12 protein-coding genes are annotated in these 13,669 nt (G+C 71.4%); 7 read left to right on the top strand and 5 right to left on the bottom strand.

The features are described 5' to 3' along the window. Positions 1-522: 522 nt before the first annotated feature. From ACNFOC_RS21630 to ACNFOC_RS21620, 3 genes are all read left to right on the top strand, one after another. A complete protein-coding gene (locus tag ACNFOC_RS21630; RefSeq protein WP_416960735.1) occupies positions 523-1,356 on the top strand; it encodes a glycerophosphodiester phosphodiesterase in 834 nt (277 codons plus the stop codon). A gap of 230 nt (positions 1,357-1,586) precedes the next feature. Next, positions 1,587-2,147 carry an ATP-binding protein gene (locus tag ACNFOC_RS21625; RefSeq protein WP_416960734.1) on the top strand — a complete coding sequence of 187 codons (561 nt, stop codon included), beginning with the start codon at positions 1,587-1,589 and terminating at the stop codon, positions 2,145-2,147. A 117-nt stretch (positions 2,148-2,264) separates the two neighbouring features. Next, a complete protein-coding gene (locus tag ACNFOC_RS21620; RefSeq protein ID WP_416960733.1) occupies positions 2,265-3,254 on the top strand; it encodes a DUF5926 family protein in 990 nt (329 codons plus the stop codon). A 244-nt stretch (positions 3,255-3,498) separates the two neighbouring features. On the opposite strand, the gene ACNFOC_RS21615 is transcribed toward ACNFOC_RS21620, so the two are convergent. Then, entirely contained in the window at positions 3,499-4,083 is a 585-nt protein-coding gene (locus ACNFOC_RS21615) for a hypothetical protein (protein ID WP_416960732.1), read from the bottom strand. A 56-nt stretch (positions 4,084-4,139) separates the two neighbouring features. Then, positions 4,140-4,805, bottom strand: coding sequence for a bifunctional DNA primase/polymerase (locus ACNFOC_RS21610; RefSeq protein WP_026150092.1), 666 nt, complete (start codon positions 4,803-4,805; stop codon positions 4,140-4,142). Between the two features lie 462 nt (positions 4,806-5,267). On the opposite strand from ACNFOC_RS21610, the gene ACNFOC_RS21605 reads away from it, so the two are divergent. The 4 genes from ACNFOC_RS21605 (at position 5,268) to ACNFOC_RS21590 (ending at position 11,201) form a co-directional block, all read left to right on the top strand. Next, positions 5,268-6,821, top strand: a complete 1,554-nt coding sequence (locus tag ACNFOC_RS21605) for a PP2C family protein-serine/threonine phosphatase (protein WP_416960737.1) — start codon at positions 5,268-5,270, stop codon at positions 6,819-6,821. 93 nt (positions 6,822-6,914) lie between these two features. Further along, positions 6,915-8,390, top strand: coding sequence for an aminopeptidase P family protein (locus ACNFOC_RS21600; protein WP_416960731.1), 1,476 nt, complete (start codon positions 6,915-6,917; stop codon positions 8,388-8,390). Between the two features lie 130 nt (positions 8,391-8,520). Beyond that, on the top strand, positions 8,521-9,906 hold the full coding sequence (gene pdxR, locus ACNFOC_RS21595) for a MocR-like pyridoxine biosynthesis transcription factor PdxR (protein ID WP_416960730.1): 1,386 nt from the start codon (positions 8,521-8,523) through the stop codon (positions 9,904-9,906). A gap of 68 nt (positions 9,907-9,974) precedes the next feature. Next, the gene (locus ACNFOC_RS21590) at positions 9,975-11,201 is read left to right on the top strand and encodes an MFS transporter (RefSeq protein ID WP_416960729.1); all 1,227 of its coding nucleotides are present in this window, start codon (positions 9,975-9,977) and stop codon (positions 11,199-11,201) included. Here the strand turns inward: ACNFOC_RS21590 and ACNFOC_RS21585 are convergent. From ACNFOC_RS21585 to ACNFOC_RS21575, 3 genes are all read right to left on the bottom strand, one after another. Continuing rightward, positions 11,176-12,009, bottom strand: coding sequence for a triphosphoribosyl-dephospho-CoA synthase (locus ACNFOC_RS21585; RefSeq protein WP_416960728.1), 834 nt, complete (start codon positions 12,007-12,009; stop codon positions 11,176-11,178). The two genes, ACNFOC_RS21590 and ACNFOC_RS21585, sit on opposite strands and share 26 nt — an antisense overlap. 10 nt (positions 12,010-12,019) lie before the next feature. After that, complete coding sequence (locus ACNFOC_RS21580) at positions 12,020-12,970, bottom strand: intradiol ring-cleavage dioxygenase (RefSeq protein WP_416960727.1); 951 nt, start codon at positions 12,968-12,970, stop codon at positions 12,020-12,022. A 98-nt stretch (positions 12,971-13,068) separates the two neighbouring features. Then, entirely contained in the window at positions 13,069-13,515 is a 447-nt protein-coding gene (locus ACNFOC_RS21575; protein ID WP_399004315.1) for an ATP-binding protein, read from the bottom strand. Positions 13,516-13,669: the final 154 nt, after the last annotated feature.

The following is a 13,669-nucleotide window of genomic DNA, read 5'->3' as shown; positions in this document are numbered from 1 at the left end:
CGGCAGCGTCAGATGTCTATAAGAGACAGGCCAGGCGGCGTCGGGGGCGGATCCCGTGCCCTGCGGGGGCGCGGCGGCGTACGCGGGCGCGGGGCCGGCGTGCGGCGCGTCCTGCGGGGCGCCCGGAGGCACCGGCGGGAGCTGCGTCGTGGGTGCGCCCCCCTCGGCCGCGGCCGCCTGCGGGGAAGCTGCGGGAGATTCCACCGGCACAGGAGGTGCAGACGGGGCCGGGGGTACCTCAGTGCCCTCGTTCTCGGTGCTCACAGCTCTTCTCCTCGGTCCACGGCTGTTGTTCTCGGAAGCATGCGGTCACACTCTTCACGCTTGTCGATCGGTCCGGCGCGAAACAGCTGTGCATGTGCTTTTGTATGCCGTCAGCTTTTCCCACCGGCCGTCAGGGCACCATAAGCGGTGCCTGTGGGTTCATGGCGATCCTTTATAAGGTGTCATTCACGACAAAAAGGCGTATACCTACACGTTCCTGGTTCCACGTGTACCCCTTCGCGATGGCACCATGACGCGGTGACCCTCGCACGGCAGCACCGGATCCAAGTCGTCGCCCACCGCGGAGCCTCCGAAGAGGCCCCCGAGCACACCCTGGCCGCCTACAGGAAGGCGATCGAGGACGGTGCGGACGCCCTCGAATGCGATGTACGGCTGACCGCCGACGGCCATCTCGTCTGTGTGCACGACCGCCGGGTCAACCGGACGTCGAACGGGCGCGGGGCGGTGTCGGCGCTGGAGCTCGCCGATCTGGCCGCCCTCGACTTCGGTTCCTGGAAGGGCCGCGACTCCCGGACGACGCGGGACGAGGAGCCCGACTGGGAGCACCTCCCGGAGGACCGGGAGAACACCTCGGTGCTCACCCTGGAGCGACTGCTCGAACTCGTCGCGGACGCGGGCCGGCGGGTGGAGCTGGCCATCGAGACGAAGCACCCGACGCGCTGGGCGGGGCAGGTCGAGGAACGGCTGCTGGTGCTCCTGAAGCGCTTCGGCCTGGACGCCCCGGCCTCCGCCGCCGACTCCCCGGTACGGGTCATGAGCTTCTCGGCGCGCTCGCTGCACCGGGTGCGGGCGGCGTCCCCGACACTGCCGACTGTCTACCTGTTGCAGTTCCTCTCGCCCCGCCTGAGGGACGGTCGACTTCCGGCCGGTGTCCGGATCGCAGGCCCCTCGATCCGGATCGTGCGCAATCACCCTGCGTACATCGAGCGGCTGAAAAGCGCCGGTCACCAGGTGCACGTGTGGACCGTCAACGAGCCCGAGGACGTCGATCTCTGCGTTGACCTGGGCATTGACGCCATCATCACCAACCGGCCGGGGGCCGTTCTGAGCCAGCTCGGCCGGGAACATTAAAGAACCTCATAAAGACCCCTAAACACCCCTTGACCCGGGTACCTCACCTGCACCATCCTCCGAACCTGGCCACACCATCGAAAACAAGCCACTCGATTACAGGGAGTGCACCGGCGCGTTCGATCCGTGTTCGATCGTTGCGAATGCGTCACTGAACGTGGATTGGCCGGTTTCCGGTACAGGCCAATGGGGCATCCACACCGTGGCGTGGGGCGAAGGAGGTCTCGGGGGTGGCGTTGGTGGTGGCACAAGAGGTGCCCACGTCGTCGAGCATGGCCGTATCCCATGGCCCTGCGGGCGTGGGGGAAGCAAGACATCGCATGCGCGATCAGCTGCGCACGGGCGGTGTGTCGGAAGCGGTCATCGACGATGCCGTACTGATCCTCTCCGAACTTCTGAGCAACGCGTGCAAGCACGGCCGGCCCCTGGGCGACGCCCTGGCCGGTGACGGTGACGTCCGGTGCGCCTGGCGCGTGGACACGGGCGGACGGCTCACGGTCGAGGTGACGGACGGCGGCGGCCCGACCCGCCCGGCTCCGGCCACCCCGTCGGTGACGGCGCGCGGCGGACGCGGGCTGAACATCATCACCGCGCTGGCCGACGACTGGGGCGTACGCGACGAGACCCGGGGCGAGGTCACGGTGTGGGTCGTCGTGCAGGACGACGTGCGTGATCCGGATGCCGGGCACCGGCGCGACGACTTCGCTACGCGCGTCACCGCTCCCACGGTCTCCACGGGCGCCGCGATCCCCCGGCGGGAGTTCGCGGACGCGTTCGACGACCTGGACTGATCCGCCGGTCGGCGGCTGTCCACACCCGCCGGGTTGTCCACAGGCTCCCGTCGGTCATGGCGTGAACGGCTAGGCTCCCGCCCGTACGAGACGAGCCGTAACCGGGAGACACCCACGATGGCCAAGAAGCGCCCCCAGACCACGGCCAAGCGGCCGCAGCTCAGCGACGGGGCCCGCGCCGCGGGCGCTGATGGAGACTTTCCGGTCGTCGGTGCCCGCGAGCCCTGCCCCTGCGGCAGCGGCCGCCGCTACAAGGCCTGCCACGGCCGGGCCGCCGCCCACGCGGTGACCGAGCTGGTGCAGCGTCCCTTCGAGGGGCTGCCCGGCGAGGGGGACTGGGTCGCGCTGCGCGAGCTGGTCCCCGCGGCCACGGTCGCGCTGCCCCTGACGGGCGGTCTCCCCGAGGGAGTCCCGTCGGTCACGCTCGCCACGGTGCTGCCGATGGCCTGGCCGGCCCTGCGCCGGGACGACGGCTCGGTGCTGCTCGGCCTTCAGAACGACACGGCCTCCGGCGACATCAGCCGCGACCTCGCCGACACCCTCCAGCGCGCGCTGGTCGCCGAGCCGGGCACTCCGGTGCAGGCCCACCGCGCCCCGGCCGACGGTCCGCGACTTCAGGATCTGCTCGACCCGGAAGGCACGTTCGAGCCAGTTGTCCACCCGGGCTTCGAGTTCTGGGTCCCGGAGGCGGAGAACGCGGCGCCGGAGGTGACCGCCTCCCTGGAGCGCGCCAACGCCGCCGCCATCCCGACCGTGAAGCTCCAGGGCGTGGACGCCGCGTACTGGTGCGAGACCCCGGACAAGAACCATCTGCGCTGGGTCATGCCGTACCCGGAGGAGCGGCTTCTGGACGGTCTCGCCCGGCTGCACGCGGCGGGCCGCTCGAGTCTCGGTGAAGGCACCCGTCTCGTGGGGTCCTTCCGTGCTCACGGGCTGACCGTGCCCGTCTGGGACCTGCCGAGCGGACTGGGCGCGGACGACATCGAGAAGCCGGCGGCCGAGTTCGCCGAGCGCCTCACCGCCGCGCTGGCCACGGAGGCACCGCTCACCGCGGACGAGCGCCGCGCGCGGGGCGGTCTCACCAACCGGCAGGTCACGCTGAGCTGACACCCGGAATGGGCCAGGGGTTCGACTGAACGGCCGTTCAGCCGCAACAGGCCTGTTCACTCCGGTGACTCCTGTCACAACTCCCCGTTGTGAAAGGGAAGTCGGTGTCCGAATAGCCGAGATCGAATTTGCTAACCGCCGATCTCTTGTTACCGTTCGAGTAGCCCGGTTGCTGGTGCATCCCCCGTCGCCAGCAACCGGGTCTTTTCATGCCCGGCCCGCGTGTACGGAACGATGTCGTCCGTCAACTCGCCGTAGGCGCCGATGAGTTGCTCCCCGAGCGCAGCAACAGCGGCCCGTTCCCACTCCGCCCGGCGAACTCCGCCACGGCCGTGTAGGCCGCCAGCTCGCCCCGTGTCCGCTCCCGGGGTGTCTCGCACAGCGCGGGCTCGTCCTCGGCCGCCACGACGCAGTGCATCCGCACGGTGCGGTCCGCCGGACCCATGAGGCTCAGCACCGCGTCCAGGTCGTCGCCGGTCGCGTTGCGGTAGTAGGTGCGCGCCCAGGTGTCCTCACCCTGCGTCATGACACAGGTCTGCGCCTCGATGCCGTCGGGGGAGGAGAGTTCGGGTCCGCAGCGGGCCGCCGTCGCCAGTCCCAGGCCGAGCGTCAGCGGGGAGCGGCCGGGCGAGGGCGCGCCGGACGGCGCCTTGGCGTCGCCGCTGGAGGAGTCGGAGGAATCCGAGGAGCCGGAGGAATCCGAGGAGTGGACCAGGGACCGTACGACCGCGTGACCCTCGTCGCGTACGGGTCCCGCGGACGCCACGGCCAGCGGCAGCGCGACCGCGCACACCGCGACGCCCGCGAGGGCGAGCAGACGAAGGTTCATAGAGCGGAAGATAACGACCGGGCGGGCGCGTCAGGACCCGCCCGCGCCCGACACCCCTACAACTCGGGGGCGCTCACACCCGTACGAGTGAGGGCCTCGACCACGGCGTCCACCACGGCCTCGACGTCGGGCACCCAGGGCGAGGACGAGCCGGGCAGTGGTGCGCGCTCCCAGCGGATCTGGCCCTGGCCGGTCTCGGAGGGGGGCAGGGCGAGGTAGCCGCCCTCGCCGTGGAAGCGGAGCGAGCCGGGTACGTGGTCCTTGGCGTAGAGCAGCTCGCCCAGCTGCTCCAGGGAGTACGGCTTGACGAGCAGCGACCAGCGGGTCGGCGCGGCGACGACCGGGCCGAGGCGCATGCCCTGGCGGTCGAGCGCGGCGAGGGCCCGGGAGGCCGCGGGTGCGGGCAGGCTGACCGCGCAGGGAGCCTTGTCGCCGGTGGCGAGGACGATCGGCGCGGCGGGTCGGTTGCCCCACCACCAGCGCACCATGCGCGCGTCGGTGGTGGCCGCGAGGAGGCCGGGGTCGAAGGGGTGTGCGCCGGGCACCGTGCACTCCGGGTCCGGACAGCCGCAGCGGGCCCGTCCTTGGGGATCCGGTGCCACGCCCGGGAGGACGGGCCATTGCCATTCTGTCGCGAAGGTCAGGGCCGCGCTGAGCATCTCAGACCTCCTGTTGTCTCGCCTGGACAGGAGCCTGCGTCGCTTTCCGAGGATCTCGCGCATGAGCGCTCGTTCCTTTCCGTTGCACCGCTGGCAACACCGAGGACCACATCACACCATGTGTCGATCACTTCACTGTGCGTACCTGTTGGCGCATCACACCCCCGCCTTCGGCAGGGGGAACCCGTGCGTGCTTGAAAAGCATGGGCGTGGCGATTGGGGGTGGCGAAGTCTGGCGTTTTGCCGTCCCGCGTAGTTCTCTCCGCCTCCGCCACGGGAGGATGGGTCACGATCGTCGGTGGTTAAGACGCCCGGGTCCTTCACCAGGTTCCGGGTGGCCCCCAGCCACCCCTGGCCTTCTCCGAGTACGTACCCATCACGACCGCTGTGACGCTCCGTCGAGCAAACCCAGTCGACCGCAATGGACCGTCCCCTGATGCAGTTTTAAGCCAACTTTGCCAATCCGCAAGAGGAGAGCGAAATACCCCCGGCAAACCCATGGACACCAGGAATCCCAGCAGGACAATGCTGGACATCCCCTCACGAGTGCGTGTACATGTGGAGACACTGCCAGCGGCGCAGAATGACATGGGGGTTTGCGATGCTTTTGAGCAATACGCACCGGTCGGAAAGCCGGACGCCATGAACGCCCCGCACCCTTCGAAAGTGGCTGGAATCGATTCAACGGTTCCCTCGCCCGCACACACTGTCGCGCCCGCGCCTGCCGCCACCGGTACCCCTCCAAGCACCTCCTCGAACACCCAGAACCCGCCAGATACCGCTCCGAACGCGCCAGGTGCCCTGCTCCAGGACCGTCTCGCCGGCTGGGTGTCCGATCTCACGACCCTCCATGAACTCACGGAGCGGCTGGCACGCACGGACGCACTCGACGAAGCACTCCAGGAGCTGCTGCGCGCCGGAGCCGCCCTGGTGGGCGCCCGTCGCGGACTCGTCGTCCTGGAACCCGGCGACGGCCTGGGCCCCGACACCACCATCGGCCTGGGCCTCGCCCGCTCCGACCTCGGCCACATCGAGACCGTCCCGCGCGGGGCGATGTCCTACGGCCAGATCCTCGACGGACCGGCCGGCGCTCCAGGCGGCGAGGGCGGCGAGATCGTCCACCCCGACCTGTTCGCCGAGGACGCCCTCGACCCGCGCCACCGCGAGGTCGCCGTACGCCTGGGCTACGCGGCCAGTTACGCGCTGCCCCTGGCGACCGACGCGGCCGGGCGGCTGGGCGCCGCCGTGTGGCTGTACGACGAGCCCGCCGAACCGGTCGCGCGGCAGCGCCATCTCGTCGGCCTGTACGCGCGGTACGCCACCGAGCATCTGGCCCGCGTCCTCGAAGTCGCACGCACGCGTGCGTGCATGACGACCATCGCCGAGGAGCTGCTGCCGTCCCGGCTCCCCCGCGTGGCCGGTGTGCAGCTCGCCGCGCTACACCGCACGGGTCCGCGCGGCGGCGGCGACTGGTACGACGCGCTGCCGCTGCCCGATGCCGCGCTCGGCCTCGCGGTCGGCTCGGTGACCGGCTCCGGGCCCAGCGCGATCGCCGCGATGGGCCGGCTCCGCGCGTCCCTGCGGGCGTACGCGGTGATGGAGGGCGAGGACCCGGTCGCGGTCCTGTCCGACCTCGAACTGCTCCTGAGACTCACCGAACCCGCCCGCTCGGCCACCGCCCTGTTCGCCTACTGCGAGCCCGCGCTGCGCAAGATCACCCTGGCCGGCGCCGGCCACAGCCCGCCGCTCCTGGTGGGCGAGCGGCGCACGGAGTTCGTCGAAACCTCCGTGTCCGCACCGCTCGGCATGCTGGCCTGCTGGGAGGCGCCGAGCGTGGAGTTGGAGGCGGAGCCCGGCGAGACGGTGCTGCTCTACACGGACGGGCTGCTGCACCGCACCGGCGACCCCATGGACCGCGCCTTCGCCCGCCTGCACGCGGCGGCGGCAAGCGTTCCCAAGGCGCTGCGCGACGACCCGGCCCGGATCGCCGAGTACGTCCTGCGGACGGTCCTGCCGGACGGCCTCGACACGGCCGACAGCGACGAGGACGTCGTCCTTCTGGCGGCCCGTTTCGAGTAGTCGCCCGGGCGCCATGTGTAACAGGCCATACGGCCCTGGGCCCCCTTCCGTACGACCGTACGATGGACGGGGTCCAGTGCCGTATCTAGGAGGATGACCGTGGCCGACGAACTCAATCCGGAGACCCCGGAGACTGAGTCTGAGGAGCCTGAAGCGCCCATCAAGAAGCGGAAGAACGGCCTGTACCCGGGCGTGTCCGACGAACTCGCAGACAGCATGAAGTCCGGCTGGGCCGACACCGAGCTGCACGATCTGCGGCCCGTCGAGCAGGCCGAGCACACCGCCCGCCGCCGCGCCGCGCTCTCCGCGCGTTTCCCGGGCGAGCGCCTGGTGATCCCTGCGGGCAACCTGAAGACCCGCTCGAACGACACCGAGTACCCCTTCCGGGCCTCGGTCGAGTACGCGTACCTGACGGGCAGCCTCACCGAGGACGGCGTCCTCGTCCTGGAGCCGAGCACCGAGGGCCACAAGGCGACGATCTACCTCCTGCCGCGCTCCGACCGCGAGAACGGCGAGTTCTGGCTCTCCGGCCAGGGCGAGCTGTGGGTCGGCCGCCGCCACTCCCTCACCGAGGCCGGGAAGCTCTACGGCATCCCCGCCTCCGACGTCCGCGAGCTGGCCGACGCCCTGCGCGAGGCCACCGGCCCGGTCCGCGTCGTGCGCGGCCACGACGCCGGCATCGAGGCCGCGCTGACCGACAAGGTCACCGCCGAGCGCGACGAGGAACTGCGGGTCTTCCTCTCCGAAGCCCGCCTGGTCAAGGACGAGTTCGAGGTCGGCGAGCTGCAGAAGGCCGTCGACTCGACGGTCCGCGGCTTCGAGGACGTGGTCAAGGTCCTCGACAGGGCCGAGGCCACGAGCGAGCGCTACATCGAGGGCACGTTCTTCCTCCGCGCGCGCGTGGAGGGCAACGACGTCGGCTACGGCTCGATCTGCGCCGCCGGCCCGCACGCCACCACCCTGCACTGGGTGCGCAACGACGGCCCGGTCCGCTCCGGCGACCTGCTCCTCCTGGACGCCGGCGTCGAGACGCACACCCTGTACACCGCCGACGTGACGCGCACACTGCCGGTCAACGGCCGCTTCACCGAGATCCAGAAGCAGGTCTACGACGCCGTGTACGAGGCCCAGGAGGCCGGTATCGCGGCGGTGCAGCCGGGCGGCAAGTACCGCGACTTCCACGACGCGGCGCAGCGGGTGCTGGCCGAGAAGATCGTCGAGTGGGGTCTTGTCGAGGGTCCCGTGGAGCGCGTCCTGGAGCTGGGCCTCCAGCGCCGGTGGACGCTGCACGGCACGGGCCACATGCTCGGCATGGACGTCCACGACTGCGCCGCCGCGCGGACCGAGACGTACGTCGAGGGCACCCTGGAGCCCGGCATGGTCCTCACGGTGGAGCCCGGCCTGTACTTCCAGGCGGACGACCTGACCGTCCCCGAGGAGTACCGCGGCATCGGCGTCCGCATCGAGGACGACATCCTCGTCACCGAGGACGGCAACCGGAACCTGTCCGACGGCCTGCCCCGCACCTCGGCCGAGGTCGAGAGCTGGATGGCGTCCCTCAAGGGCTGACAGTCGACAGCGGACAACTGATAGAAGACTGATGGCCGGGCACACCTGCGGTGCCCGGCCATTCGTGTGCCGATCGCATGCCTAGGGGGAGGGCTTTTTTCATGAACGCGCCTAGGGGGAGGGCTTTTTCGTGAACGACTTCTGGTCCGGCGTCGGGGTCGACCTGCACCTGGAACCCGACCCCGAGGGAGGCCGCCGGGTCGGCCTCGAACGCGCCCTCCGGGACGCCGTACGCGACGGCCGGCTCGCCCCGGGGACCCGCCTCCCCGCCACCCGGCGGCTCGCGACCGAGCTCGGCGTCTCCCGGGGCACCGCGAAGGCGGCCTACGACCAGCTCGTCGCCGAGGGCTACCTGACCGCGCGCCAGGGCTCGGGCACCGAGGTCGCGCTGCTGCCCTCCGTCGACGCGGAGGCACCGGGCGCGGCGGCACGCGCGCGTGTACCCCGTTTCGACCTGCGGCCCGGCAGCCCCGACGTCGGCATGTTCCCGGCGGCGGCCTGGCTGCGCTCGCTGCGCCGCGCCATCGCGACGGCACCCTCCTTGGCGTACGACTACGGAGATCCGCGCGGCCGTATCGAACTGCGCACCGCGCTGTCGGGGTACCTGGGGCGGGCGCGCGGGGTGATCGCGCCGCCGGAGCGGATCGTGATCACGTCCGGGTACGTGCAGGGACTCGCGCTCCTCACGCGCGTGCTGGACGCGGCGGCGGGGCGTGGTGTCGCCGAGGTCGCCATGGAGAACCCGGGGCTGCCGTTCCACCGGGAGGTGGTGCGGCACAACGGCGGGCGCGTGGTGCCCGTACGGGTCGACGAACGGGGCGCCCGCGCCGAGGAGTTGGGGAACGCGGCGGCCGTGGTGGTGACACCGGCCCACCAGTACCCGACCGGCGTCACCCTGCACCCCGAGCGCCGACGGGCGCTGACCGACTGGGCACGCGCGCGTGGGGGCCTGATCGTCGAGGACGACTACGACGGGGAGTTCCGCTACGACCGCCAGCCCGTGGGCGCGCTCCAGGGGATGGCACCGGGCCAGGTCGTGTACCTGGGCACCGCCTCCAAGACGCTCGGGCCCGCGCTGCGGCTCGGCTGGATGGTGCTGCCGCCCCACCTCGTCGACGCGGTCGCCGACGCCAAGCTGCACAGCGACCACCACACCGAGACCATCGGCCAGTTGGCGCTCGCCGAACTGATCGACAGCCATGCCTACGACCGTCACGTGCGCGCGTGCCGACTGCGGTACCGGCGCCGCCGCGACCAGCTCCTCGGCCGGCTGGGAGCGCACGCAAACGTTTACGGCATCGCGGCGGGGCTGCACGCGCTAGTGGAGGTGGCCGACGAGGAGGCCGCACTCGCGCTCGCCGAGAAAGCAGGGCTCGCGGTCGGGCGGCTCGGTGAGCACTGGCATGCGGCGGGCGAGAACCGGCCGCAAGGGCTGGTGGTCGGGTACGGGACGCCTCGCGAGCGGGTGTACCCGGAGGCGTTGGACGCGTTGGGGCGAGTGCTGGAAGAGTCCTGAATTGGACCAACAAAGGAAGTGCTCATTGGTTCTCACCAGGGATCCACCGAGCTTCTAACGTCAGAGGCATGACGAACGCACTCGTCCCGCCCGCGGGCCCGCAACGCACCCTCGCACTCGCCCAGTTGACCAACTCGGTCGGCGACGGCGCCTACTACGTGACCTCGGCGCTGTACTTCACCCGCGTCGTCGGGCTCGCCCCCGCGCGCGTGGGCCTCGGGCTCACCCTCGCGTGGGCCGTCGGTTCGCTGGTCGGGGTGCCGCTGGGGCGGCTCGCCGACCGGCGCGGACCGCGCGGTACGGCGGTGCTGCTGGCGCTGGCGACGGGGCTCGCGGTGGCGTCCTTCCTCGTCGTACGGGGGTTCGTGCCGTTCGTGATCGCCGCGTGCGCCTACGCGTCCGCGCAGTCGGGGCTCGCGGCGGCCCGGCAGGCGCTGCTGGCGGGGCTGGTGTCCGCCGGGGAGCGGACCGGGCTGCTGGCTCATCTCCAGTCGACGCTGAACGCCGGTCTCGCGGTGGGCGCGGGCCTCGGCGGGCTCGCGCTGCGGGCGGGGACGCGGTCGGCGTACCTAGGGGTGTTCGCGCTGGACGCGGTGAGTTTCCTGGTGTGCGCGGGATTGCTGGTGCGGCTGCCGTCGGTACCCGGCGCCCGGGTGCGGAAGGCCGGCGGTCTCGGAGTGCTGCGGGACCGGCCGTACGTCGTCGTCACGCTGCTCAACACCGTGCTGCTGCTGCGGATGCCGTTGCTCAGCCTCGGGCTGCCGCTGTGGATCGCCGAGCGGACGGACGCGCCGACCTGGCTGGTCTCCGCGCTGTTCGTGCTCAACACCGGTGCGGTGATGGTCTTCCAGGTGCGCACGGCCCGCGGGATCACGGGGCTCGCGTCGGCCACGCGCGCGGTGCGGCGGTCCGGCTGGATCATGCTGGCGGCCTGCGCGGTGTTCGCGCTGTCGGCGGGCGCGTCGCCGTGGGTGGCCGTGGGGGCGCTGGTGGTCGGGGCGGTGCTGCAAGTAGCCGCCGAGATGGGGCAGTCGGCGGGGTCCTGGCAACTGTCCTTCGCGCTGGCGCCCGTTGACCGGGTGGGCGAGTACCAGGGCTTCTTCGGGACCGGCGTCACCGTGGCCAGGACGATGGGTCCCCTGGTGCTGACGTCCCTGTTGTTGGAGTGGGGCACGCCGGGCTGGCTGCTGCTGGGCGGGGCGACCGTGGGGGCGTCGTACGCGATGGGGCCGGCGGTGCGGTGGGCGGCCGGCAGTGGTGAAGTGCCCGTCAGGCAGCAGGTATTGGCGAGCTGACCGGCAAGGAGTCCAGGAACAGCGCTCCCGCCAGGAGCCCCGCGCTTCCGCGAGGGCTCCACGCGCGCGCGTGGAGGTCGGCGTCCAGGGCGGCCAGTGCCCCCGCGCCCGCCTCCGTCGCCGTGCCGCCCGCCTCCAGGACACCGCGGGCCCCCGCCTGGACCTGGCGCAGGCCCAACGGGCCCGCGATGTGCAGGAGTTCGGTGTCCTGGAGGGTGGACATCACCGTGAGGAGGGCGTCCAGGCGGGCCTGGGTCTCGGTGGCACCTGCCGCGCGGGCTGTGGCGAGGGCGTCCAACGCCCTGCGTACGTGCGGGAATCCGGCCCTTGCCTCGCCCCGGGCGCCGGCCGCGCCGTACTTGACGGAGATCGACGAACCCCGGGAGGGGCGCCTGGGGGCGCCCTTGTCGTTGAACGCGGCGATCTTCCGGGTGTTCACGGCGATCTCGCGGGCCTTGGCGCCGGGGTCCAGGGCGACCGCGGCGACCAGGAAACCGAGGGCCCACAGGGCGCCCTTGTGGCCGCCTCCCGCCAGGCCGACCGAGTGCTCGGCGCACCGGCCGATCGCGCCCAGCTCCGCCCGCAGCGCCGGCGTGGCTTCGCCGGCACGGCGGGCGGCGGCGGCCATCGCCGCGAGGCCGGGCGCCAGCGCCTTGGCCGACCAGCGCAGACTGTCGTGCTCCTGGCGCGTGCTGCGGGCGTCCAGGTCGCGCGGGTCGGGCAGTCCAGGCTTGGGAGCCAGGGCCAGCTGACCGGTGAGCGCGGCCACGGCGGCCCGCGCCAGCGCGTCGTCCTCGCGGCTTGTCATGTCCCTTACCTTATGAGGAGGCCGAGGTGGAAGGGGAGGCGCTGTCGCTGGGCGGCGTACCCGTAGGGGCGTCACTCGGAGCGCCGCTCGGGGGCGTACCGCCTCCGCCGCTGCCCGCACCCGTGCTCTCGGCGTCCGGGTCGACGCCGAGCGTCAGGGAGCCCTTGTAGCCCTTGGACGGGTCCTTTTTGTGCACGGCCTTGAGGGTGAGCAGACCGCTGGCCGCGCCGCCGCCGTCGTAGACCATGTCGTCGGCGAGGACGGTGTACGAGCCCGTGTGCCTGGCGTACGGGTCGAGGGTGAAGATCTCCTCGGCGATGTCGTCGGCGAAGAACAGCTGGCCGGTGTAGTTGACCTTGCCGCCCTCGTAGGTGCCGTCCTCCTTCTCGCCGCCGGTGTGCACCTTGACGTGGATGTGGCAGGTGCGGGGCGTGTACCAGCCCGGGAAGATCGTCTCGAACTTGACGACCCCGTTGGCGTTGGCGACCTGGTAACCGCGGAGATACGTCAGGTCGTTGGCGGAGTCGCCCTCCTCGCTCTCCGCGGGGGCCGAGCCACCGGGGTTGGCGGTGGTGTAGCCGGAGTAGTAGCCCCAGGCGTCGCAGTGCCAGATCTCGACGGCCGCGCCCTTGACCGGGGTGCAGCCGTCCGTGGCGTCGACGACGGTCAGGCGCAGGGTGAGCGGGACGCCCGCCTTGCCCTCGGTGATGTCCTTGCGCACCAAGGCACCGTCGAGGTAGTAGGGGCCCTCCGTGACGCTCGTCATCAGCGTCATGCACTCACTGCTGGTCGAGCTCGCCGTAGCCGAGGCCGTCGCGTCCGCGTCGGCGGTCGTGTCCGCAGTGTCGGCGAACGCCGACTGGAACCCGGCCGCCACCAGCCCGCCGGCCGCGACCGTCCCGCCGGTCACCGCGATCGCGCGGCGCCGGCTGATGGTTCTGTCTTTGTGGTTTCCCGTCATGGTCGCGAAGCTAGGGACGGCGGCAGTCAGGGACGTGAGCATGCGCTGTGCGCAAGGTAAGAATGCTCAGAAAGCTGTAGCCGGCGGGAACCTCCCGGCTACACCGCCATCAACGGCGCGTCCTTCCGCCACTTCAGGATCTTGTCGAAGCTCACCACCGCGCCGCCCACACCCGGCTTGTTGCCGATGTGGACGTGGTCGGCGAGTTCCTGGATGAGACACAGGCCGCGGCCGTTCTCGGCCTCGCTCGGAGCCGGGCGGACGGACTGCGTGCGGGCGAAACCGGGGCCCGAGTCCGCGACTTCGATACGACACTTCTCGCCGTCGAGGTACGCGGTGACCCGGTACGCCTCCGAGGACGTGCCGTGCGCGGTGTCGCCGCCGTGCTCGACGGCGTTGGCGCACGCCTCGCTCAGGGCGACGGAGAGGTCGTAGGAGATGTCCGGGTCGACGCCCGCGGTCTCCATCGTGCCGAGGAACAGTCGCCGGGCGAGTGGCACGCTCGCGGCCTCGCGCCTCAGATGGAGTGACCACCAGATGCTCATGCTCCAGCCTCCCGGCCGCGGCTCGACATAGTGATACCTATTGCCGCCAGTGCCCCTGTGTAAGCACGGAGTTGACGTGATGCCGCCCATATGGGGGATGTGTCCCAAACGTAATTGGTGTATCCGGAGGTAGCTCACGTCGGAGAGTGATCCT

Origin of the sequence: Streptomyces colwelliae (assembly GCF_048158785.1) — a bacterium.
Lineage (GTDB): Bacteria > Actinomycetota > Actinomycetes > Streptomycetales > Streptomycetaceae > Streptomyces.
The sequence above is the reverse complement of the archived record's forward strand: the minus strand, read 5'-3'. Positions and strand labels throughout refer to the sequence as shown.